Here is a 19,799-nt window from a genome sequence, read left to right as displayed (position 1 = left end):
GAGCGATCGAACCGGACGGGCCGATGACTTAGTTGTTGTCGTCTTCGTAGCTGTAGAACTGCGCACCGTCGAAACCGGGTACGGCGTCCTTGAGGGACAGCCCCATCTCGGTGAGCTTGTCGCGCACCTCGAAGACCGACTTCTGACCGAAGTTGCGGATGTTCATCAGCTGGGCCTCGGAGAGCGCGACGAGCTCGCTCACCGTGTTGATGCCCTCGCGCTTCAAGCAGTTGTAGCTGCGCACGGAGAGATCCAGGTCTTCGATCGGGATCGAGAGCTCGCCGTCCGTCGTGGTCTCGACCGGTGCGGGGCCGATCTCGACGCCTTCGGCGGCGGTGTTCAGCTCGCGGGCGAGGCCGAACAGCTCGACCAGCGTTGAACCAGCAGAAGCGATGGCATCGCGCGGGGTGATCGCGGGCTTGGTCTCGACATCGACGACGAGACGGTCGAAGTCGGTGCGCTCACCGGCACGAGTCGCCTCGACGCGGTAGGTCACCTTGAGTACCGGCGAGTAGATCGAGTCGACCGGGATCCGGCCGACCTCGGCGTCCTCGTTGCGGTTCTGAGCGGCGGAGACGTAGCCGCGGCCGCGCTCGACGGTCAGCTCGAGCTCGAACTGCGCGTCCTCTCCGAGCGTCGCGATGACGAGCTCGGGGTTGTGCACCTCGACGCCGGCCGGCGCGGAGATATCAGCGGCGGTAACCTCGCCGGCACCGGTCTTGCGCAGGTAGGCGGTGATCGGCTCGTCGTGCTCGCTGGAGACCACGAGATCCTTGATGTTCAGGATGATCTCGGTCACGTCCTCGGTCACACCGGGGATCGTGGTGAACTCGTGAGCCACGCCTTCGAAGCGCACGCTCGTAACGGCTGCGCCAGGAATCGACGAGAGCAGGGTACGACGGAGTGAGTTGCCGAGCGTGTACCCGAAGCCCGGCTCAAGGGGCTCGATGGCGAAACGCGAACGGTACTCGGAGATTGATTCTTCAGTCAGTGAGGGTCGCTGTGCGATGAGCACTGTATTGGGTCCTTTCGCTGGAGTCCGCTATATGACTCGTGCGTGATGTGGAAAGGGGAAGCCCCGGGCTCCGCATGCGGAGTGCTCCCGGGCCGCCGCCCGAGGGCGGCCGCCGTGCCACGCGGAATGCGAGGCACGGCCTAAGCTCAGACGCGGCGACGCTTGGGCGGGCGGCAGCCGTTGTGAGTCTGCGGGGTCACGTCGGTGATCGACCCGACCTCGAGACCGGCGGCCTGCAGCGAACGGATCGCGGTTTCGCGACCGGAGCCCGGCCCCTTCACGAAGATGTCGACCTTCTTCATGCCGTGCTCCTGCGCCTTGCGCGCAGCCGACTCAGCGGCGAGCTGAGCGGCGAACGGGGTCGACTTACGCGAACCCTTGAAGCCGACGCCGCCCGAAGAGGCCCAGCTGATCACAGCACCGGTGGTGTCGGTGATCGAAACGATGGTGTTGTTGAACGTCGACTTGATGTGGGCCTGGCCCACGACAACGTTCTTCTTGTCCTTGCGACGCGGCTTGCGAGCCGCCGTCTTAGGTGCAGCCATGAGTGATTGTTCTCCTGAAAAGCTCTGTGTGGATGGTCGCTATGAACCGGTGATTACTTCTTCTTGCCGGCGACGGTGCGCTTCGGACCCTTACGAGTACGAGCGTTCGTCTTGGTGCGCTGACCATGCACGGGCAGGCCCTTGCGGTGGCGGAGACCCTGATAGCTGCCGATCTCGACCTTGCGGCGGATGTCAGCTGCGACCTCACGGCGGAGATCACCCTCGACCTTGAAGTTGCCCTCGATGTAATCGCGCAGTGCGACCAGCTGATCGTCGGTGAGGTCCTTCACTCGGATGTTGCCGTCGATGCCGGTATCGGCGAGGGTCTTGAGCGCGCTCGTGCGCCCAACACCGTAGATATAAGTCAGTGCGATCTCGACGCGCTTATCGCGCGGGATGTCGACTCCTGCGAGACGTGCCATAGTGGCTCTCCTCTGTAACTGGTGGAGGTATGGCGCGCATCGGGGGTTCGGGCCTCCGTCCCGAGGTGTCCCCCGCGATCCTCATCGGTGCTCGACCGATGCGGGCGCAGGTTCTTCGATGCGCTATTTCAGATATTGAGTTGTGAGTGGTACTGCGAGCGCAACCGCGCCGGGCCTTAGCCCTGGCGCTGCTTGTGACGCGGGTTGCTCTTGCAGATGACCATGACTCGGCCGTGGCGACGGATGACCTTGCAGTGATCGCAGATCGGCTTGACGCTGGGCTTAACCTTCATGATGTTCCTCTTGGGGGGTTCGCTGTCCTCGTACCCGCGGGGTGCCGCGGGCCGTTACTTCCCAGCGGATTACTTGTAGCGGTAGACGATGCGGCCGCGGGTCAGATCGTACGGGGTCAGCTCGACGATCACCCGGTCCTCCGGGAGGATCCGAATGTAGTGCTGACGCATCTTGCCCGAGATGTGCGCGAGTACCTTGTGCCCGTTGGTCAGCTCAACGCGGAACATCGCGTTGGGCAGAGCCTCGAGAACATGGCCCTCGATCTCGATGACGCCGTCTTTCTTCGCCATAGCCTCACTATCGCTCAAGTAAATGGAATGCTGGTCGTGCGAATGCCTGCCCGATTTCGGGAACCCCGAAATAGGGCGCAAGGCACCAAGGAGCAACTCTACCCTTCAGGGCAAAGTTTGTAAAGGCGAAGGTACTGCGTCAGGGAATCGGCACCGGCGTGACGCCGAGCGGTTCGAGACCCGCAGCGCCGCCGTCTTCCGCGGTCAGCACCCAGATACCGTCGCGATGCACGGCCACTGAGTGCTCCCACTGCGCGCTCATCGAGCCGTCCGCCATCGTCACGGTCCAGTCGTCGTCCTGAACGACCGTGTCGATACCGCCTGCGGCGATGATGGGTTCGATGGCGACCACGAGCCCCGGCTTCACCTCGGGCCCGCGACGCTGCACCGGGTAGTTGAAGACGGGCGGATCCTCGTGCATGCGCCGTCCGATGCCGTGACCGATGTAGTCCTCGAGAATGCCGTAGTCGCTATTCGCATGCACGTACTCGGCGATCGCGTCACCGACCTCATTGAGGTGCGACGCACGCGCCAATCGGGCGATGCCCCGCCACATGGCCTGCTCTGTCACATGGCTGAGGCGCTCGTTGGCGTCGGTGAGGTCGGGTCGCTCAGGATCAGGCAGCACGACGGTGATCGCGGCATCACCGTTCCATCCATCGATGATCGCGCCCACATCGAGGGCGACGATGTCGCCGGGCTGCAGCGGACGATCGTCAGGGATGCCATGGACCACGTGCTCGTTGACGTTGGCGCAGATCGTGTGCCGGTACCCGGGCTCGAGAGCGAAGTTGGGTGCTCCCCCGAGTGAGCGGATGGTCTCTTCGGCGATCGAATCGAGTTCGAGCGGGGTCATTCCGACCCGCACTGCGTCGCGCATCGCCGCAAGCGCTGCGCCGGTCGCGTGACCGGGCGCCTGCATGAGGCGCAATTGCGCGGGCGACTTGTAAATCGAGCGCCGCAGCAGACCACGGGCCATTTAGCGGTCGCCCAATTTCGCATCGAGGGCCTCCGCGATGCGCTCGGCGACCTCTTCGATCGAACCCAAGCCGTCGACGGCGAGCAGGTTGCCGCGTTCGGTGAACAGTGCGATGAGCGGAGCCGTCTGCTCGGTGTAGACCTCCTGGCGATGACGAATCACCTCTTCGGTGTCGTCTGCTCGCCCTTCGATCTCGGCACGCTTGAGCAGGCGCGCAACGACCTCATCCGTGTCCGCGTCCAGCAGTACCACGGCATCGAGTCCGCCGCCCGACGGTGCGAGCATCGCGTCGAGCGCGTGCACCTGCTCGACCGTGCGCGGGTAGCCGTCGAGCAGGAAGCCCGATGCCGCGTCCGACTGGGCCAGGCGATCCTCGACGATCTCGTTGGTGAGCGAATCCGGTACGAGCTCACCCCGCTCGATGATCGCCTGGACGCGCTGACCGAGCTCGGTGCCGCCCTTGATGTTGGCACGGAAGATGTCACCCGTTGAGATCGCCGGGATGCCGTAGCGCTCGGCGATTCGATTGGCTTGGGTACCCTTGCCCGCCCCCGGAGGGCCGATGATGAGCAGTCGTGTAGCGACGCCTGCAGCGTCGGAGCGGTCGGTGGTCATTTGAGGAGTCCTTCGTAGTGGCGCTGCTGCAACTGCGCGTCAATCTGCTTCACGGTTTCGAGTCCGACACCGACGATGATCAGAATCGAAGCTCCGCCGAACGGGAAGTTCTGGTTCGCGCCGAAGAACGACAGCGCGATCAGCGGGATCAGCGCGATGACACCGAGGTAGAGCGAGCCGGCGCTGGTGATGCGGTTGAGCACGTAGTTCAAGTACTCGGCGGTCGGACGGCCTGCACGGATGCCCGGCACGAATCCACCGTACTTCTTCATGTTGTCGGCGACCTCTTCAGGGTTGAAGGTGATCTGCACGTAGAAGAAGGTGAAGCCGATCGTCAACAGGAAGAAGACCAGCATGTAGAGCGGCTGATCGCCCTGGACGAGGTTGTTCGAGATCCAGACGACCCACGGCTTCGGTTCTTCACCGACGCCGGGCTGGTTGAACTGCGCAAGCAGCATGGGCAGGTACAGGATCGCCGACGCGAAGATCACGGGGATCACACCGGCCATGTTGACCTTGATCGGGATGTAGGTGCTGGATCCGCCGTAGGTGCGGCGTCCGACGACTCGCTTCGCGTACTGCACCGGGATGCGACGCTGCGACTGCTCCACGAATACGACCGCGGTGACGACGACCAGGCCGACGGCCAGTACGAGGGCGAAGACCTCCCAGCCGTTGGTCTCCTTGATGATCCAGAGCGCACCGGGGAAGGTCGCGGCGATCGACGTGAAGATCAACAGCGACATGCCGTTGCCGATACCGCGCTCGGTGATGAGCTCGCCGAACCACATGATGAGGCCGGTACCGGCGGTCATGGTGAGGATGAGCACGAGGATCGCCCACCATTCCTGCGAGATGAGGTTCTGGCAGGCAGAGTTGGCGGATGCGCCGAAGAGCATGCCCGAACGGGCGACAGTGACGAGCGTGGTCGCCTGCAGCACCGCGAGGGCGATCGTCAGGTAGCGGGTGTACTGCGTGAGTTTCGCCTGGCCGGCCTGGCCTTCTTTATGCAGCGTCTCGAAGTGCGGAATCACCACACGCAACAGCTGGGTGATGATCGAGGCCGTGATGTACGGCATGATGCCCAAGGCGAAGATCGAGAGCTGCAGCAGCGCGCCGCCGCTGAAGAGGTTGATCATCTCGTACAACCCGGAGGTGCCCTGATTCGCGACCAGACACGCTTGCACGTTGTTGTAGTTCACGAAGGGCCCCGGCACGAATGAACCGAGCCGGAACAACGCTACGATCGCAAGCGTGAAGAGGATCTTCCGCCGCAAATCGGGCGTTTTGAAGATCCGTCCGATGGCGCTGAACAAAATCTGCCTCCTGAAGGCTACATTGAAGGGCTGCGCGATACGCGCTGACCGAGAACCCAGCCTACACGCCGACCCCTGATCATCTGAACTTTGAGCGCAAATTTTCGTTGCGTGCGGCCCATACAGCGAAGACGGGGGCCAGTTGAGTCTGCTGTGAAGCAGCTACTCCCCCGGCCCCCGTCTCAGGGCTGCACGTCGAACGCGCTACTTGATCTCGCCGCCTGCGGCGACGATCTTCTGCTCTGCAGCCGCGGAGACCTTGTCTACCGCGACGCTCAGCTTGACCTGCAGGTCACCGTCGCCCAGCACCTTGACGGGCTGGTTCTTGCGCACTGCGCCCTTTGCCACGAGATCCTCGACCGTGACCTCGCCGCCCTGCGGGTACAGCTCGGCGAGCTTAGCCACATTGACGACCTGGTACTCGGTGCGGAACGGGTTCTTGAACCCGCGCAGCTTCGGAGTGCGCATGTGCAGAGGCATCTGCCCGCCCTCGAAGCCGGCGCGAACCTGGTACCGAGCCTTGGTGCCCTTGGTACCGCGTCCGGCAGTCTTTCCCTTCGAGCCCTCGCCGCGACCCACGCGGGTCTTGGCGGTCTTCGAGCCCGGCGCGGGGCGAAGGTGGTGAGCCTTCAGCACCGGCTGGCGCTCCTCGTTGTTCTCGCTCATGCGTCGATCTCCTCAACCTCTACCAGGTGAGCAACCGCGCGGATGTAGCCGCGGTTCGCCTGCGAGTCCTCGCGCACGACCGACTGACCGATCTTGCGGAGGCCCAGGCTGCGCAGCGTGTCGCGCTGGTTCTGCTTCTCACTGATGACGGACTTCGTCTGCGTAATCTTCAGAGACTTGCTCATTACGCACCTGCCTTCGCCTTGGCTGCAGCGTCGGCCGCGGCCTTCGCCTCGGCACGCACAATGCGGGCCGGAGCGACGCGGTCGAAATCGAGGCCGCGGCGAGCTGCAACGGAGCGGGGCTCCTCGAGCTGCTGCAGCGCCTCGACAGTCGCGTGCACGATGTTCAGAGTGTTCGACGAGCCGAGCGACTTGCTCAGAACGTCGTGGATGCCGGCGCACTCGAGTACGGCGCGCACGGGGCCACCGGCGATAACACCGGTACCGGCAGCAGCGGGGCGCAGCAGGACAACGCCTGCAGCGGCCTCACCCTGCACCGGGTGCGGGATGGTGTTGCCGATGCGCGGCACGCGGAAGAAGTTCTTCTTCGCCTCCTCGACACCCTTGGAGATCGCGAGGGGCACCTCCTTCGCCTTGCCGTAGCCGACACCGACGGTGCCGTTGCCATCGCCCACCACGACGAGCGCGGTGAAGCTGAAGCGACGGCCGCCCTTGACGACCTTCGAGACGCGGTTGATGGTGACGACGCGCTCGAGGAACTGGCTCTCCGAACGATCGCGGCCGCCGCGCTCACCGCGGGTACCACGGTCGCGGCTGCCACGACGCTGCTCGCGGGGTTCGTTGCGGTGATCCTGAGCCGGGGCCTCGGTGGTCTGAGTCTCAGCAGACACTTCCTGCTCCTTCGTTTCGTTGCTCACAGGGCAAGTCCCCCTTCGCGAGCGCCGTCGGCGACGGCTGCGACGCGGCCGGCGTACTTGCTGCCGCCGCGATCGAATACAACAGCCTCGACGCCCGCGCTCTTCGCGCGCTCCGCGACGAGTTCGCCGACCTTGCGCGCCTTCGAGGACTTATCGCCCTCGAGCGAACGCAGATCCGCTTCCATCGTCGACGCCGAGGCCACGGTGAGGCCCTTGGCATCGTCGATGATCTGGACGAAGACGTGACGCGTGGAACGAGTCACGACGAGACGGGGACGAGCCTCCGTACCGACAATCTTCTTGCGCAGACGGGCGTGGCGGCGGATGCGCGCTGCCGAACGGCCCTTGGCACGTGACACTGATGCGGCCATCGCTTACTTACCAGCCTTTCCTGCCTTGCGGCGGACGTTCTCACCCGCGTAGCGAATGCCCTTGCCCTTGTAGGGCTCCGGCTTCTTCAGCTTGCGAATGTTCGCGGCGGCCTCGCCGACCGCCTGCTTGTCGATTCCGCGAACGGTGATCTTGTTGGCGCCCTCGACCTCGAGCGTGATGCCCTCAGGGGCCTCGTAGCTCACCGGGTGCGAGAAGCCGAGAGCCAGCTCGAGGCCGGTTCCCTTCTGCTGCACACGGTAGCCGGTGCCGACAACCTCGAGCTCCTTCGAGTAGCCCTCGGTCACACCGATGATGTTGTTGTTGATGAGCGTGCGGGTCAGACCGTGCAACGCTCGGGAGTCGCGCTCGTCATCGGGGCGCGAGACCTGAATCTCGCCCTCCTCGAGCGCAATGGTGATGGGCTCGGCGACGACGAGCGACAGCTCGCCCTTCGGGCCCTTGACCGTGACCGCCTGGCCGTCAATCGTGACGTTGACCGAACCGGGGACGGTGATGGGAAGCTTTCCAATACGTGACATGACGAATTACCACACGTAGGCGAGGACTTCCCCGCCGACGCCCTTCTGCTCGGCCTCGCGGTCGGTGAGAAGCCCCGAGGAGGTGGACAGGATGGCAATGCCGAGGCCGCCGAGCACGCTCGGGATCTCGACGGAGCGTGCGTACACCCGCAGACCGGGCTTGGACACGCGCTTGATGCCCTCGATCGAGCGTTCGCGGTTCGGACCGTACTTCAGGGACATGGTGAGGGTCGTGCCGACGCGTGCGTCCTCGACCTTCCAATCCTTGATGTAGCCCTCGCGCTTGAGGATCTCGGCGATCCGCTCCTTCAGCTTCGAGCCGGGGAGCGAAACGTCGTCATGATGCGCAGAGTTGGCGTTGCGCAGCCGGGTCAGCATATCTGCGACCGGATCAGTCATCGTCATGAGTGACTCTTCTTTCTCGCCTGGTATCGCTCGGCCGTTACACGACCGGCGACCTGGGTGACGCGGCTCAGGGCGCCTCGGGATTCCGAGGCGCCCCTGCCACTTGGACTATTCAGTTATTCCGACTTGAAGGGGAATCCGAGCGCGCGAAGCAGCGCACGGCCTTCGTCATCAGTCTTCGCGGTGGTCACGACAGTGATATCGAAACCACGCACCCGATCGATCTTATCCTGATCGATCTCGTGGAACACACTCTGCTCGGTCAAACCGAAGGTGTAGTTGCCGTTTCCATCGAACTGTCGATCTGACAGACCGCGGAAATCGCGGATACGGGGCAGCGCCAGGTTCACGAGGCGGTCGAGGAACTCCCACGCGCGGTCACCGCGAAGGGTGACGTGCGCGCCGATGGCCTGACCTTCGCGGAGCTTGAACTGCGCGATGGACTTACGAGCCCGCGTGACCATGGGCTTCTGACCGGTGATCTTGACGAGGTCGGCGACCGCGCCCTCGATCACCTTGCTGTCGCGCGCGGCTTCGCCGACACCGGTGTTGACGACCACCTTGACGAGGCCGGGCACCTGGTTGACGTTCGCGAAGCCGAACTCCTCGCGCAGAGCGGGCACGATATCCGCGCGGTACTTCTGCTTGAGGCGAGGCTGAACCTTGGTCTCAGTCATTTAGAGGTCCTTCCCGGAGGTCTTCGCGTAGCGCACGCGAACGGTCTTCGTCACGCCGTCCTTCTCGACCTCCTCGAGACGGAATCCGACGCGAGTCGGCTTCTTCGTCTCGGGATCAACGATCGCGACGTTCGACACGTGGATCGGGGCTTCGTGGGTCTCGATGCCGCCTTCGACGCTGCCGCGTGCCGACTGGCCGCGACGCACGTGCTTGGTGACGTAGTTGACGCCCTCGACGATCACGCGATCGCTATCGGTGAGCACCTCGATGACATGCCCCTGCTTGCCGCGGTATCCGCCGCGCTCCTGGGACGGGCCCGAGATGACCTCGACGAGGTCGCCCTTCTTGATCTTGCTAGCCATGGACTAGATCACCTCCGGTGCGAGCGAGACGATCTTCATGAACTTCTTGTCGCGAAGCTCACGGCCGACCGGCCCAAAGATACGGGTGCCGCGGGGCTCCCCGTCGGCCTTCAGAATCACGGCGGCGTTCTCGTCGAAGCTGATGTACGAACCGTCGGCACGACGGGTCGACTTGCGGGTGCGAACGACAACGGCCTTGACGATGTCGCCCTTCTTCACGTTGCCGCCGGGAATCGCGTCCTTGACGGTCGCGACGATGGTGTCGCCGAGACCGGCGTAACGGCGCTTCGACCCCCCGAGCACGCGAATCGTGAGCAACTGCTTGGCGCCGGTGTTATCGGCCACCTTGAGTCGGGATTCCTGCTGAATCACTTGCTACTCCTTCTTCCGTAAGCCCGGAGGCTTACTTCGCCTTCTCGAGGATCTCGACCAGGCGCCAGCGCTTCGAGGCGCTCAGCGGCCGGGTCTCGTGGATGAGCACGAGATCGCCGATACCTGCGGTGTTCTGCTCGTCATGAGCCTTCACCTTGGACGAGCGGCGCATAACCTTGCCATAGAGCGGGTGCTTCACGCGATCCTCGACCTCGACGACGATGGTCTTGTCCATCTTGTCGCTGACGACGTAGCCGCGACGAGCCTTGCGGTAGCCGCGCTGTTCCTTCTCGACCTCAACAGCCATTCCTAGGCCTCCTTCGTTTCGGTCTTAGCCGAATCACTAGCGGCGTCCGCCTGCTTCTTGCTCTTCTTGGACGAGGCCGGAGTCTCGGTCTCGGGTGTGGCCCGGAGGCCGAGCTCGCGCTCGCGCAGCACCGTGTAGATGCGAGCGATGTCGCGCTTCACCTGACGGACGCGGCCGTGGCTCTCCAGCTGGCCGGTGGCCGACTGGAAGCGAAGGTTGAAGAGTTCAGTCTTCGCCTTCTTCAGCTCCTCGGCCAGACGCTCGTTCTCGAAGGTATCGAGTTCGGTGATGGCCAGTTCCTTGGTACCGATCGCCATTACGCGTCGCCCTCCTCGCGCTTGATGATGCGGGCCTTCAGCGGCAGCTTGTGGATCGCGCGGGTCAGCGCCTCGCGCGCAAGCTGCTCGTCGACGCCGGCGACCTCGAAGAGGACGCGGCCCGGCTTAACATTGGCCACCCACCACTCCGGGGAGCCCTTACCGGAACCCATGCGGGTCTCCGCGGGCTTCTTGGTCAGGGGGCGGTCCGGGTAAATGTTGATCCAAACCTTACCGCCACGCTTGATGTGACGCGTCATGGCGATACGAGCGGACTCGATCTGACGGTTGGTCACGTAAGCGGGGCTCAGCGCCTGGATGCCAAATTCGCCAAAGACGACCTTGGTGCCACCCTTCGACTGGCCGCTACGGCCCGGGTGATGCTGCTTGCGGTACTTGACTCGACGGGGAATCAGCATGCTTACTTCTCCGCTCCTGCTGCGGCGGGCGCAGCCTCGGCCTGCGCGCCACGAGGCGCACGGCGGCGGTCGCCGCGTTCGCGGGCCGGCTTCTGCGCGGCCTGCTCACGAGCGAGTTCCTTGTTGGTGAGGTCGCCCTTGTAGATCCAGACCTTCACGCCGATGCGGCCGAAGGTGGTCTTCGCCTCGTAGAAGCCGTAGTCGATGTTCGCGCGAAGGGTGTGCAACGGCACACGGCCCTCACGGTAGAACTCCGAACGGCTCATCTCGGCGCCGCCGAGGCGGCCGGAGACCTGGATACGGATGCCCTTGGCGCCGGCGCGCTGAGCGCCTTGCAGCCCCTTGCGCATCGCGCGACGGAACGCCACGCGAGCAGCGAGCTGCTCGGCAATGCCCTGAGCGACGAGCTGAGCATCAGCCTCGGGGTTCTTGACCTCGAGGATGTTCAGCTGGATCTGCTTCCCGGTGAGCTTCTCGAGCTCCGAGCGAATACGCTCGGCCTCGGCACCGCGGCGGCCGATGACGATACCCGGGCGAGCCGAGTGGATGTCGATGCGGACGCGATCACGGGTGCGCTCGATCTCGATACGCGAGACTCCCGCGCGATCGAGCGACGTGCTCAGGTGCTGACGGATCTTGATGTCTTCGGCGAGGTAGTCGGCGTAACGCTGACCCTTCTTCGTCGAGTCCGAGAACCAGCGCGAGACGTGGTCGGTGGTTACCCCGAGGCGGAAGCCGTAGGGATGAATCTTCTGGCCCATACCTTAGGCTCCCTTCTTCGAGGCTGCGAGCTCGTCGGCAGACTGCAGTACGACGGTGATGTGGCTGGTCCGCTTGTTGATGCGGAACGCCCGACCCTGAGCCCGCGGGCGGAAACGCTTGAGCGTTGCGCCCTCGTCCACGAAGGCACGAGCGATGACGAGATCGTCTTCGTTGAAGCGAAGGTTCTCGTTATCGGCCTTCACACGAGCGTTCGCGATCGCCGAGGCGACGAGCTTGAATACGGGCTCCGACGCGGCCTGCGGGGCGAACTTCAGGATGGCCAGGGCCTCCTGAACGTTCTTGCCACGAACCAGGTCGATGACGCGACGGGCCTTCTGGGGGGTGATGCGGATATGACGCACGCGTGCGATCGACTCCACCATTTCTCTTCCTCCTTCACGTCGCCGCGTTAGCGGCGACGGCCCTTCTTGTCGTCCTTCACGTGACCACGGAAGGTGCGGGTCGGAGCGAACTCGCCCAACTTGTGACCGACCATGGTTTCAGTGACGAACACCGGGATGTGCTTGCGACCGTCGTGCACCGCGATGGTGTGACCCAGCATTGCCGGGATGATCATCGAGCGGCGCGACCAGGTCTTGATCACGTTCTTGGTGCCAGCTTCGTTCTGGACAACCACCTTGTTCAGCAGGTGGTTATCGACGAAGGGGCCCTTCTTGAGACTACGAGGCATCTTCTAGTTACTCCTACCTGCCGACTAACGCTTCTTACCGGTGGGGCGGCGACGCACGATGAGCTTGTCGCTTTCCTTGTTCGGATGACGCGTGCGGCCTTCCTTCTGACCCCAGGGGCTGACCGGGTGACGACCGCCCGAGGTGCGGCCTTCGCCACCACCGTGGGGGTGATCCACCGGGTTCATGACGACACCGCGCACGGTCGGGCGAACGCCCTTCCAGCGCATGCGGCCGGCCTTACCCCAGTTGATGTTGGACTGCTCGGCGTTGCCGACCTCGCCGACGGTCGCGCGGCAGCGCGCGTCGACGTTGCGGATCTCGCCCGAGGGGAGACGCAGCTGCGCGTAGGGGCCGTCCTTCGCAACCAGACGCACCGAGGCGCCGGCCGAACGTGCCAGCTTCGCGCCACCACCGGGCTTGAGCTCGATCGCGTGGATCACGGTACCGGTGGGGATGTTCTTCAGCGGCAGGTTGTTGCCCGGCTTGATGTCAGCCGAGGGACCCGACTCGACGGTGTCACCCTGCTTGAGCTTGTTCGGTGCCAGGATGTAGCGCTTCGAGCCGTCCGCGAAGTGCAGCAGCGCGATACGCGCCGTGCGGTTCGGGTCGTACTCGATGTGCGCAACCTTCGCGTTCACGCCGTCCTTGTCATTCCGACGGAAGTCGATGACGCGGTACTGGCGCTTGTGGCCACCGCCGATGTGGCGAGTGGTGATCCGGCCCTGGTTGTTACGGCCACCGGTCTTCGGCAGCGGGCGGAGCAGCGACTTCTCGGGGGTCGAACGCGTGATCTCGGCGAAATCGGCGACGCTCGAGCCGCGACGACCCGGAGTCGTGGGCTTGTACTTACGAATAGCCATGTGTGTCTTCCTCTTCGCTTCCGAGCTACAGCGCAGCCGTGAAGATGTCGATGGAACCCGACTTCAGGGTGACGATGGCGCGCTTGATGTCCTTGCGCTTGCCCATGCCGAACTTGGTCCGGCGCGTCTTGCCCTTGCGGTTGAGCGTGTTGATCTTGTCGACCTTCACCCCGAAGACCTGCTCGATGGCGAGCTTGATCTCGGTCTTGTTGGCATCCGGCTGCACCTCGAAGGTGTACTGACCGTTGGCATCGATCAGACCGTAGCTCTTCTCAGAGACGACGGGGCGGATGATGACGTCGTGCACGTTCTTGTTGATGCTCACTTCGTCTCCTCCTGGGCGGTACGACCTGCGACGAACGCGTCGAACGCGGCCTTGGTGAACACGACATCGTCGCTGACGACGACGTCGTAGGCGTTGAGCTGATCCTGCGGAATGACGTGCACGTTCTGGAGGTTGCGCACGCTCAGAACCGTCAGTTCGTCCTCGCGAGTGGTGATGACGAGCACGCGCTTGCCCGGCGCGACCGAAGCGAGGAACTCGCGTGCGGTCTTGGTGCTGGGCTTGTCGGCGATGCCGAAGCCCTCGACGACGTGCAGGCGGTTCGCGCGAGCGCGATCCGAAAGCAGGCCGCGAAGCGCTGCGGCAATCATCTTCTTCGGAGTGCGCTGAGCGTAATCGCGGGGCACGGGGCCGTGCACGATGCCGCCGCCGCGGTGCTCGGGCTGACGGATCGAGCCCTGGCGCGCGCGGCCGGTGCCCTTCTGCTTGAAGGGCTTGACACCCGAACCGGAGACCTCGCCGCGGTTCTTGGTCTTGTGCGTGCCCTGGCGCGCTGCTGCGAGCTGGGCGGTGACGACCTGGTGGATCAGCGGGACATTGGTCTCGGCTGCGAAGATCGACTCGGGCAGATCAACAGACCCGGCCTTGGCGCCCTTCGCGTCGAGGACCTCGAGCTTGGTAGCGGTAGCCATGAACTACGCTCCCTTCACTGCGTTGCGGACGAAAACGAGACGACCACGAGCACCGGGAACCGCACCCTTGACGAGGATGAGGCCCTTCTCGGCGTCGATCGCCTGCACGGTCAGGTTCTGCACGGTGACGCGGTCGCCGCCCATGCGGCCCGGCATGCGCTGGCCCTTGAAGACGCGACCGGGGGTCGCGGCGCCACCGATGGAACCGGGCTTGCGGTGGTTGCGGTGCGCACCGTGCGAAGCCGAGACACCCTTGAAGTTGTGACGCTTCATGGCACCTGCGAAGCCCTTGCCCTTGGAGGTGCCCACGACGTCGATCTTCTGCCCCGCTTCGAACGTGGCATCGACGGTGAGCTCCTGGCCGAGCTCGTACTCGGCGGTGTCGGGGGTGCGCAGCTCGGTGAGGTGACGACGCGGCGTGACGCCGGCCTTCGCGAAGTGACCAGCAGTCGGCTGGTTCACCTTGCGGGGGTCGATCTGACCGGCCGCGATCTGCACGGCGCTGTAGCCGTCGACCTCGGGGGTGCGGATCTGGGTCACCACGTTGGGGGCCACCTCGATGACGGTGACAGGGACGACATTGCCGTCCGCGTCCCAGACCTGGGTCATGCCGAGCTTCGTGCCCAGGAGACCCTTGATGTTCTTGTTGTTCGACATCTTCGGAATCCCCCTTACAGCTTGATCTCGATGTTGACGTCGGCCGGCAGGTCGAGACGCATGAGCGAGTCGACGGCCTTCGGGGTGGGATCGACGATGTCGATCAGGCGCTTGTGCGTGCGCTTCTCGAAGTGCTCGCGGCTGTCCTTGTACTTGTGGGGCGAACGGATCACGGCGATCACGTTCTTCTCCGTGGGGAGCGGCACGGGGCCGATCACGGTGGCACCGGCGCGGGTGACCGTGTCGACGATCTTGCGCGCCGAGTTGTCGATGACCTCGTGGTCATATGACTTCAGTCGAATGCGGATCTTCTGTCCCGCCATGTGACTCTCTCTTTCTCTTGCGTCGTACCGCGGGATCGTAAGATTCCGCGGCATTGGACGTCTTGCGTATCAGCGCCCTGATCACCCCTGAAGGCTCTCGCTCGCTGTTCACCTGTCAACACCACCGGCCGAGCGGTGGCCCCGCACACGAATAGGGCCAGGCGTGGCCCGGCCGCTACGAAGTGTGAGGGTCGTGTTCGCTGCCAGCGGCACGCACCCGCCGAAGCGAGTCGTCATGCACAACCTGGCAGTGATCCTCAACGAAATGAGAAGTACTGAACCTGACTATTTTGACACAGGCGCCGCGAACTCTGCAACCCGGGCGTGTCGCGTGTCGCGAGCTCTCGAGAATTGATGATGCGGCGACCTATTCGATTGGCAGGTTTGCAGAGCTGCGCGGCGGCAGAAGCGCCGGAAGCAGCAGATAGAAGACGAGCACCGCGAGGCCGCCGATGAGCAACGCGAGTGTGCCGAGGAGTCCGGTGAAGAGCGCAACGAGGCCGAGCCCCGAGGTCAGCAGCGTGCATGCGGCGGTGATCGCCGAGGCCTGCACGTGCGAGTAGCCGAGCTGCTGAATCCGCTGATAGACGTGCTCCTTGTGCGGTTCGTCCCAGCGCTTCCCCGCCCGAACCCGCTTCACGAGCGTGACTCCGACATCACCGAAGTAGATCACCATCGGGCCGATGGTCGCAAGCAACGGCACGCCGTAGAGCAGAGCCGCGAAACTCGTGATCGCGGTGGCGCCGCCGAGCAAGTAGCTGCCGACGTCACCGAGAAAGGCTCCGGGCTTCGTGAGGTTCCAGGGCAGGAACCCGCCGAAGCCCGCAGCGAGCACCAAGCCCGCTGCGACGAGCCAGGGCTGGGAGACGAGCCAGCCGGCGGTCGCAAAGGTGGCACCGGCGATCACTCCGTGGAGCCCGCTGATGCCGTTGAGTCCGTCCATGAAGTTCGCGACGTTGATGTAGCTCGAGATGAACAGCACCGCGTAGAGCACGAGCAGCGCCGATATCCCGAGCGGCAGCGCGTCGAACGGGGCATTCGCCCCCCAGCCGAACGTCGCCGCACTCCCCCCGCGGTCGAAGTCGATCGCGTCGTCCGACGAACGTACCGCGAGCAGCACCCCGATCGCCGAACCGGCGGCGATGAGCAGCAGCGCAGCGCTGCGCACCACCACACTCACCCCGCGCAGATCTTCGACGAGGCCCAACACGCCGGCGAGCAGCGAGCAGCCGACTACTACGAGCAGCACGTCCCAGACGCCGTGCCCCGACCAGCCACGCAGCGCGAAGAGCGCGACACCGATGCCTCCGCCGCAGGTCATCGCGATGAGCACCGCGAGCCCGAGCCCGCGCAACACGGGCCGCTCGTGCGAGGAGCGCTCATTCGGAACGTCCATAATGCCGAGCCGCACGAGCAGCGGCTTCACCGCGAACGGAAGCAGCAGGCTCAGCAGCAGCGTGAGACTCCCTGCGAGCAGCGCCACACCGTATGCACTCACTGCACGCGCTCCTCGGCTTCAGCCGTGAGATCCATACGCGCAACCCATCCTTCGTGGTCGAGCACTTCAGGACTGATGGTGTCGACCTGTGCATGCGAGATCTTCGGATGGAATGGACGCTCGTCGCTCTCGCCGATACCGATCAGCTCCTCATGCAGCTTTTCACCGTGACGCAGCCCGGTGAAGACGATCTCGACCGGCTTGCCCGACTGAGCGATCATGCGTTTCGCGACGTCGAGGATGAGCACGGGCTCCCCCATATCGAGGATCAGCACCTCTCCCGGCCGCCCGATGCCACCAGCCTGGATCACGAGCTGGCTGGCCTCTGGGATCGTCATGAAGAAGCGTGTCGCCTCAGGGTGAGTCACCGTGACCGGACCGCCCGATGCAATGAGAGACCTGAATGTCGGAAGCATGGATCCACGACTGCCGATCACGTTGCCGAAGCGCACCGACAGGTACCGCTCATCGGTTTGCGAAGCCATCCAGGCGGTGAGCTTCTCAGCGACTCGCTTCGAGTGCCCGAGCACGCTCGTCGGATTCGCCGCCTTGTCAGTGGATACGTTGACGAAGGTTCCGACCTCCGCCGCTCGTGCAGCGTTGAGCACGTTCAGCGTGCCGAGCACGTTCGTCTTCCATGCCTCATCGGGGTACTGTTCCAGCATGGGCAGATGCTTGAGCGCCGCCGCGTGGAAGACGACGTCGGGCCGGCGTTCCAAGAAGATCTTCTCGAGCGTCGCGGCATCACGGATATCTGCGAGCACCACGTCCCGCGTATCGAGCAGACCGTGCCCGCTGATCGAAATCTGCGTCTCCTGCAGGGCCGTCTCGTCACGATCCAACATGACCAGCTCCCGCGGCGCGAAGTGCACGAGTTGGCGGCAGATCTCAGAGCCGATGGATCCACCCGCTCCGGTGACCAGCACCGAGCGATCCTGCAGATAGCCGGCTATCGAATCGGTCTCGAGGCGCACCGGGTTGCGTCCGATGAGGTCCTCGATAGTCAGCTCGCGCACCTCACTGATCGCCGACGATCCCTGCAGAATCTGATCGAGGGGCGGGAGCACCATCACGCGCAGGCCAAGCTGCTCCGCTTGGCTATCGATACGACGCATGAGCGCGGCGTTCGCATCGCCGATGCACACCATGAGCGTCGTAGCACCGGTGCGGCTCGCGCACTCATCGAGATCTTCGAGCCCGCCCAGCACTTTCACCCCACGGACGGAGTGATTGCGCTTCGTCGGATTGTCGTCGAGGAATCCGACGGGCAGATACGCGGCAACCGGGTCGGTCAGGAGGCGCTTCGCAGTTTGGCCCCCGAGATAGCCCGCACCGTAGAGCAGTGTGCGCTCGGCGCCTTCCCCTGGCTTCAACTGATGCTCAGCCATGAGCCTCACGAGGTAGCGCAATGCGCCCATGAAGCTGAACGCGATTGGCGCCGCGATGACCATGGTGCTGCGCGGGATGCCCTGCCCGTAGGCAACCAGGTAGGCAAAAATCCACGCGCCCGCCATCACCGCGGTGATCTCGAGAACAAGGGCGCGCACCTCATCGAAGCTGCCCACCTCATAGCGGTTGCGGTACAACCAGAACACCCAACCGCCGATGAGCTGGAGCAGCGCCACCAGCCCGATCAGCGCGAACGTGTATCCCCACTGAATGCGTGCCGTATTGAACTCGAAGCGCAACACCAGTGCGGCGATGATAGCCACGCCCCACGCGAGTACGTCGAGCAGGTAGAGCACACCGTACTGACGGCAGAAGTGGGCGAGGCGGCTCGGCAGGGTGTGCTGCACGTCTCCTCCGTACCCGAGCGCTGCGCGCCACGGGCCTCTCGATCGATGGACAGGGGTCGTCTTCGAGGATACCGCGCTCGGCACGAATGAAGCGACGCGGCACGGAACGCGAAGAACCCCCGAGAGCAGGGCTCTCGGGGGTTCTCTCGGTGTTACGTCGGAGACTTACTCCACGACCTTGGTCACCGTGCCGGCGCCGACGGTGCGGCCACCCTCACGGATCGCGAAGCCGAGACCCTCTTCCATGGCGATCGGCTGGATCAGCTCGACGCTCATGTCGGTGGTGTCGCCGGGCATAACCATCGGCTTCTCCTCCGGAAGGGTGATGACACCGGTCACGTCAGTCGTACGGAAGTAGAACTGCGGACGGTAGTTCGTCTCGAACGGGTTGTGGCGGCCGCCCTCTTCCTTCTTGAGGATGTAGGCGGTGCCCTCGAACTTGGTGTGCGGGGTGATCGAACCCGGCTTCACGACGACCTGGCCGCGCTCGACGTCCTCGCGCTTGGTGCCGCGGAGCAGCAGGCCACAGTTCTCGCCGGCCCAGGCCTCGTCGAGCTGCTTGTGGAACATCTCGATACCGGTGACGGTGGTCTTCTGCGTCGGGCGCAGACCCACGATCTCGACCTCGGAGTTGATCGCGAGGGTGCCGCGCTCGGCGCGACCGGTAACGACGGTGCCACGACCGGTGATCGTGAAGACGTCCTCGACGGGCATGAGGAACGGCTTGTCCTTGTCGCGCACCGGGTCGGGGATCGAGTTGTCAACGGCGTCCATGAGCTCGACGATCGAGTCGACCCACTTCTCTTCGCCCTGCAGAGCCTGGTAGCCCGAAACGCGCACGACGGGAGCGTTGTCGCCGTCGAAGCCGTTCTTGGTGAGCTCCTCACGGACCTCCATCTCGACGAGCTCGAGGATCTCCTCGTCGTCGACCTGGTCGCACTTGTTGAGTGCAACGAGGAGGTAGGGAACGCCGACCTGCTTCGCGAGGAGGATGTGCTCCTTCGACTGCGCCATCAGACCGTCGGTTGCGGCGACCACGAGGATCGCGCCGTCCATCTGGGCGGCACCGGTGATCATGTTCTTGATGTAGTCGGCGTGGCCGGGGGCATCAACGTGCGCGTAGTGGCGCTTGTCGGTCTCGTACTCGACGTGCGAGATGTTGATGGTGATGCCGCGCTGGCGCTCCTCGGGAGCCGAGTCGATCGTGTTGAAGTCACGCTGCACGTTGACCTCGGACGGGAACTTGTCGGCAAGCGTCTTCGAGATCGCTGCGGTAAGGGTAGTCTTACCGTGATCGACGTGACCGATGGTTCCGATGTTTACGTGCGGCTTGGTCCGCTCGAACTTGGCCTTCGCCACTATGGTCCTCCTCAGGACATCGATGTACCGCTTCCTCTCGACGGTTTCGAAAGGCACGCGTACAGGGTGTGTATCAATGTTACA

31 protein-coding genes are annotated in these 19,799 nt (G+C 64.2%); all 31 read right to left on the bottom strand.

Translation table 11 applies throughout. The features are described 5' to 3' along the window. Positions 1 to 28: 28 nt before the first annotated feature. Complete coding sequence (locus tag ACUYV6_RS06250) at positions 29 to 1,015, bottom strand: DNA-directed RNA polymerase subunit alpha (protein ID WP_449277790.1); 987 nt, start codon at positions 1,013 to 1,015, stop codon at positions 29 to 31. 146 nt (positions 1,016 to 1,161) lie between these two features. Next, positions 1,162 to 1,560: a 30S ribosomal protein S11 gene (rpsK, locus tag ACUYV6_RS06245; protein ID WP_449277789.1), complete on the bottom strand. Its 399-nt coding sequence runs from the start codon at positions 1,558 to 1,560 to the stop codon at positions 1,162 to 1,164. 53 nt (positions 1,561 to 1,613) lie between these two features. After that, the gene (gene rpsM, locus ACUYV6_RS06240; RefSeq protein WP_017885302.1) at positions 1,614 to 1,982 is read right to left on the bottom strand and encodes a 30S ribosomal protein S13; all 369 of its coding nucleotides are present in this window, start codon (positions 1,980 to 1,982) and stop codon (positions 1,614 to 1,616) included. Between the two features lie 176 nt (positions 1,983 to 2,158). Next, positions 2,159 to 2,275, bottom strand: a complete 117-nt coding sequence (gene rpmJ / locus ACUYV6_RS06235) for a 50S ribosomal protein L36 (RefSeq protein ID WP_017885303.1) — start codon at positions 2,273 to 2,275, stop codon at positions 2,159 to 2,161. 69 nt (positions 2,276 to 2,344) lie between these two features. Next, entirely contained in the window at positions 2,345 to 2,566 is a 222-nt protein-coding gene (gene infA / locus ACUYV6_RS06230; protein ID WP_449277788.1) for a translation initiation factor IF-1, read from the bottom strand. A gap of 139 nt (positions 2,567 to 2,705) precedes the next feature. Then, a complete protein-coding gene (gene map, locus ACUYV6_RS06225; RefSeq protein ID WP_449277787.1) occupies positions 2,706 to 3,545 on the bottom strand; it encodes a type I methionyl aminopeptidase in 840 nt (279 codons plus the stop codon). Further along, positions 3,546 to 4,160, bottom strand: a complete 615-nt coding sequence (locus ACUYV6_RS06220; protein ID WP_449277786.1) for an adenylate kinase — start codon at positions 4,158 to 4,160, stop codon at positions 3,546 to 3,548. Next, positions 4,157 to 5,476: a preprotein translocase subunit SecY gene (secY, locus tag ACUYV6_RS06215; protein ID WP_449277785.1), complete on the bottom strand. Its 1,320-nt coding sequence runs from the start codon at positions 5,474 to 5,476 to the stop codon at positions 4,157 to 4,159. Before secY ends, ACUYV6_RS06220 begins: the two co-directional genes overlap by 4 nt. 204 nt (positions 5,477 to 5,680) lie before the next feature. Next, positions 5,681 to 6,142, bottom strand: a complete 462-nt coding sequence (gene rplO / locus ACUYV6_RS06210; protein ID WP_449277784.1) for a 50S ribosomal protein L15 — start codon at positions 6,140 to 6,142, stop codon at positions 5,681 to 5,683. Next, the gene (rpmD, locus tag ACUYV6_RS06205; protein WP_449277783.1) at positions 6,139 to 6,327 is read right to left on the bottom strand and encodes a 50S ribosomal protein L30; all 189 of its coding nucleotides are present in this window, start codon (positions 6,325 to 6,327) and stop codon (positions 6,139 to 6,141) included. The genes rplO and rpmD overlap by 4 nt, the downstream gene beginning before the upstream one ends. After that, a complete protein-coding gene (gene rpsE / locus ACUYV6_RS06200) occupies positions 6,327 to 6,995 on the bottom strand; it encodes a 30S ribosomal protein S5 (protein WP_449277782.1) in 669 nt (222 codons plus the stop codon). The genes rpmD and rpsE overlap by 1 nt, the downstream gene beginning before the upstream one ends. Positions 6,996 to 7,018: 23 nt before the next feature. Further along, positions 7,019 to 7,393 (bottom strand): 50S ribosomal protein L18, encoded by a 375-nt coding sequence (gene rplR / locus ACUYV6_RS06195; protein WP_449277781.1) that lies wholly within the window; start codon positions 7,391 to 7,393, stop codon positions 7,019 to 7,021. 3 nt (positions 7,394 to 7,396) lie between these two features. After that, positions 7,397 to 7,933 carry a 50S ribosomal protein L6 gene (gene rplF / locus ACUYV6_RS06190; protein ID WP_449277780.1) on the bottom strand — a complete coding sequence of 179 codons (537 nt, stop codon included), beginning with the start codon at positions 7,931 to 7,933 and terminating at the stop codon, positions 7,397 to 7,399. A gap of 6 nt (positions 7,934 to 7,939) precedes the next feature. After that, positions 7,940 to 8,338 carry a 30S ribosomal protein S8 gene (gene rpsH, locus ACUYV6_RS06185; RefSeq protein WP_449277779.1) on the bottom strand — a complete coding sequence of 133 codons (399 nt, stop codon included), beginning with the start codon at positions 8,336 to 8,338 and terminating at the stop codon, positions 7,940 to 7,942. 116 nt (positions 8,339 to 8,454) lie between these two features. Continuing rightward, positions 8,455 to 9,015, bottom strand: coding sequence for a 50S ribosomal protein L5 (gene rplE, locus ACUYV6_RS06180; protein ID WP_449277778.1), 561 nt, complete (start codon positions 9,013 to 9,015; stop codon positions 8,455 to 8,457). After that, entirely contained in the window at positions 9,016 to 9,378 is a 363-nt protein-coding gene (gene rplX, locus ACUYV6_RS06175) for a 50S ribosomal protein L24 (protein WP_449277777.1), read from the bottom strand. Between the two features lie 3 nt (positions 9,379 to 9,381). Beyond that, the gene (gene rplN / locus ACUYV6_RS06170) at positions 9,382 to 9,750 is read right to left on the bottom strand and encodes a 50S ribosomal protein L14 (RefSeq protein ID WP_449277776.1); all 369 of its coding nucleotides are present in this window, start codon (positions 9,748 to 9,750) and stop codon (positions 9,382 to 9,384) included. A gap of 31 nt (positions 9,751 to 9,781) precedes the next feature. Next, a complete protein-coding gene (gene rpsQ, locus ACUYV6_RS06165) occupies positions 9,782 to 10,057 on the bottom strand; it encodes a 30S ribosomal protein S17 (RefSeq protein WP_449277775.1) in 276 nt (91 codons plus the stop codon). A 2-nt stretch (positions 10,058 to 10,059) separates the two neighbouring features. Next, on the bottom strand, positions 10,060 to 10,374 hold the full coding sequence (gene rpmC, locus ACUYV6_RS06160) for a 50S ribosomal protein L29 (protein ID WP_449277774.1): 315 nt from the start codon (positions 10,372 to 10,374) through the stop codon (positions 10,060 to 10,062). After that, positions 10,374 to 10,793 carry a 50S ribosomal protein L16 gene (rplP, locus tag ACUYV6_RS06155; RefSeq protein ID WP_449277773.1) on the bottom strand — a complete coding sequence of 140 codons (420 nt, stop codon included), beginning with the start codon at positions 10,791 to 10,793 and terminating at the stop codon, positions 10,374 to 10,376. Before rplP ends, rpmC begins: the two co-directional genes overlap by 1 nt. Before the next feature lie 2 nt (positions 10,794 to 10,795). Further along, positions 10,796 to 11,554: a 30S ribosomal protein S3 gene (rpsC, locus tag ACUYV6_RS06150; RefSeq protein ID WP_449277772.1), complete on the bottom strand. Its 759-nt coding sequence runs from the start codon at positions 11,552 to 11,554 to the stop codon at positions 10,796 to 10,798. A gap of 3 nt (positions 11,555 to 11,557) precedes the next feature. Next, positions 11,558 to 11,938 carry a 50S ribosomal protein L22 gene (gene rplV, locus ACUYV6_RS06145; protein ID WP_449277771.1) on the bottom strand — a complete coding sequence of 127 codons (381 nt, stop codon included), beginning with the start codon at positions 11,936 to 11,938 and terminating at the stop codon, positions 11,558 to 11,560. A gap of 26 nt (positions 11,939 to 11,964) precedes the next feature. Beyond that, positions 11,965 to 12,246, bottom strand: coding sequence for a 30S ribosomal protein S19 (gene rpsS, locus ACUYV6_RS06140; protein ID WP_025133706.1), 282 nt, complete (start codon positions 12,244 to 12,246; stop codon positions 11,965 to 11,967). A gap of 24 nt (positions 12,247 to 12,270) precedes the next feature. Then, positions 12,271 to 13,107, bottom strand: coding sequence for a 50S ribosomal protein L2 (gene rplB, locus ACUYV6_RS06135; RefSeq protein WP_449277770.1), 837 nt, complete (start codon positions 13,105 to 13,107; stop codon positions 12,271 to 12,273). A 25-nt stretch (positions 13,108 to 13,132) separates the two neighbouring features. Further along, the gene (gene rplW / locus ACUYV6_RS06130; protein ID WP_449277769.1) at positions 13,133 to 13,432 is read right to left on the bottom strand and encodes a 50S ribosomal protein L23; all 300 of its coding nucleotides are present in this window, start codon (positions 13,430 to 13,432) and stop codon (positions 13,133 to 13,135) included. Continuing rightward, entirely contained in the window at positions 13,429 to 14,082 is a 654-nt protein-coding gene (gene rplD / locus ACUYV6_RS06125) for a 50S ribosomal protein L4 (protein ID WP_449277768.1), read from the bottom strand. Before rplD ends, rplW begins: the two co-directional genes overlap by 4 nt. A 3-nt stretch (positions 14,083 to 14,085) precedes the next feature. Next, positions 14,086 to 14,739, bottom strand: a complete 654-nt coding sequence (gene rplC, locus ACUYV6_RS06120; RefSeq protein ID WP_449277767.1) for a 50S ribosomal protein L3 — start codon at positions 14,737 to 14,739, stop codon at positions 14,086 to 14,088. 14 nt (positions 14,740 to 14,753) lie between these two features. After that, positions 14,754 to 15,062 carry a 30S ribosomal protein S10 gene (gene rpsJ, locus ACUYV6_RS06115; RefSeq protein WP_025133701.1) on the bottom strand — a complete coding sequence of 103 codons (309 nt, stop codon included), beginning with the start codon at positions 15,060 to 15,062 and terminating at the stop codon, positions 14,754 to 14,756. A 367-nt stretch (positions 15,063 to 15,429) separates the two neighbouring features. After that, the gene (locus tag ACUYV6_RS06110) at positions 15,430 to 16,560 is read right to left on the bottom strand and encodes a UDP-phosphate alpha-N-acetyl-D-fucosaminephosphotransferase (RefSeq protein WP_449277766.1); all 1,131 of its coding nucleotides are present in this window, start codon (positions 16,558 to 16,560) and stop codon (positions 15,430 to 15,432) included. Then, positions 16,557 to 18,356, bottom strand: a complete 1,800-nt coding sequence (locus ACUYV6_RS06105) for a polysaccharide biosynthesis protein (protein WP_449277765.1) — start codon at positions 18,354 to 18,356, stop codon at positions 16,557 to 16,559. Before ACUYV6_RS06105 ends, ACUYV6_RS06110 begins: the two co-directional genes overlap by 4 nt. Before the next feature lie 165 nt (positions 18,357 to 18,521). Beyond that, the gene (tuf, locus tag ACUYV6_RS06100; protein ID WP_449277764.1) at positions 18,522 to 19,715 is read right to left on the bottom strand and encodes an elongation factor Tu; all 1,194 of its coding nucleotides are present in this window, start codon (positions 19,713 to 19,715) and stop codon (positions 18,522 to 18,524) included. Positions 19,716 to 19,799 lie beyond the last annotated feature (84 nt).

Source organism: Leucobacter sp. GX24907, from assembly GCF_053567335.1.
This window is presented reverse-complemented; position numbering and strand designations above follow the sequence as displayed.

What these genes read in the sequence shown, in the direction of transcription:
- rpsK (WP_449277789.1), bottom strand. Translation starts at nt 1,560, where the DNA reads ATGGCTGCACCTAAGACGGCGGCTCGCAAGCCGCGTCGCAAGGACAAG.
- rpsM (WP_017885302.1), bottom strand. Translation starts at nt 1,982, where the DNA reads ATGGCACGTCTCGCAGGAGTCGACATCCCGCGCGATAAGCGCGTCGAG.
- rpmJ (WP_017885303.1), bottom strand. Translation starts at nt 2,275, where the DNA reads ATGAAGGTTAAGCCCAGCGTCAAGCCGATCTGCGATCACTGCAAGGTC.
- infA (WP_449277788.1), bottom strand. Translation starts at nt 2,566, where the DNA reads ATGGCGAAGAAAGACGGCGTCATCGAGATCGAGGGCCATGTTCTCGAG.
- map (WP_449277787.1), bottom strand. Translation starts at nt 3,545, where the DNA reads ATGGCCCGTGGTCTGCTGCGGCGCTCGATTTACAAGTCGCCCGCGCAA.
- ACUYV6_RS06220 (WP_449277786.1), bottom strand. Translation starts at nt 4,160, where the DNA reads ATGACCACCGACCGCTCCGACGCTGCAGGCGTCGCTACACGACTGCTC.
- rplO (WP_449277784.1), bottom strand. Translation starts at nt 6,142, where the DNA reads ATGAGCGAGAACAACGAGGAGCGCCAGCCGGTGCTGAAGGCTCACCAC.
- rpmD (WP_449277783.1), bottom strand. Translation starts at nt 6,327, where the DNA reads ATGAGCAAGTCTCTGAAGATTACGCAGACGAAGTCCGTCATCAGTGAG.
- rplR (WP_449277781.1), bottom strand. Translation starts at nt 7,393, where the DNA reads ATGGCCGCATCAGTGTCACGTGCCAAGGGCCGTTCGGCAGCGCGCATC.
- rplF (WP_449277780.1), bottom strand. Translation starts at nt 7,933, where the DNA reads ATGTCACGTATTGGAAAGCTTCCCATCACCGTCCCCGGTTCGGTCAAC.
- rpsH (WP_449277779.1), bottom strand. Translation starts at nt 8,338, where the DNA reads ATGACGATGACTGATCCGGTCGCAGATATGCTGACCCGGCTGCGCAAC.
- rplE (WP_449277778.1), bottom strand. Translation starts at nt 9,015, where the DNA reads ATGACTGAGACCAAGGTTCAGCCTCGCCTCAAGCAGAAGTACCGCGCG.
- rplX (WP_449277777.1), bottom strand. Translation starts at nt 9,378, where the DNA reads ATGGCTAGCAAGATCAAGAAGGGCGACCTCGTCGAGGTCATCTCGGGC.
- rpsQ (WP_449277775.1), bottom strand. Translation starts at nt 10,057, where the DNA reads ATGGCTGTTGAGGTCGAGAAGGAACAGCGCGGCTACCGCAAGGCTCGT.
- rpmC (WP_449277774.1), bottom strand. Translation starts at nt 10,374, where the DNA reads ATGGCGATCGGTACCAAGGAACTGGCCATCACCGAACTCGATACCTTC.
- rplP (WP_449277773.1), bottom strand. Translation starts at nt 10,793, where the DNA reads ATGCTGATTCCCCGTCGAGTCAAGTACCGCAAGCAGCATCACCCGGGC.
- rpsC (WP_449277772.1), bottom strand. Translation starts at nt 11,554, where the DNA reads ATGGGCCAGAAGATTCATCCCTACGGCTTCCGCCTCGGGGTAACCACC.
- rplV (WP_449277771.1), bottom strand. Translation starts at nt 11,938, where the DNA reads ATGGTGGAGTCGATCGCACGCGTGCGTCATATCCGCATCACCCCCCAG.
- rpsS (WP_025133706.1), bottom strand. Translation starts at nt 12,246, where the DNA reads ATGCCTCGTAGTCTCAAGAAGGGCCCCTTCGTCGATAACCACCTGCTG.
- rplB (WP_449277770.1), bottom strand. Translation starts at nt 13,107, where the DNA reads ATGGCTATTCGTAAGTACAAGCCCACGACTCCGGGTCGTCGCGGCTCG.
- rplD (WP_449277768.1), bottom strand. Translation starts at nt 14,082, where the DNA reads ATGGCTACCGCTACCAAGCTCGAGGTCCTCGACGCGAAGGGCGCCAAG.
- rplC (WP_449277767.1), bottom strand. Translation starts at nt 14,739, where the DNA reads ATGTCGAACAACAAGAACATCAAGGGTCTCCTGGGCACGAAGCTCGGC.
- rpsJ (WP_025133701.1), bottom strand. Translation starts at nt 15,062, where the DNA reads ATGGCGGGACAGAAGATCCGCATTCGACTGAAGTCATATGACCACGAG.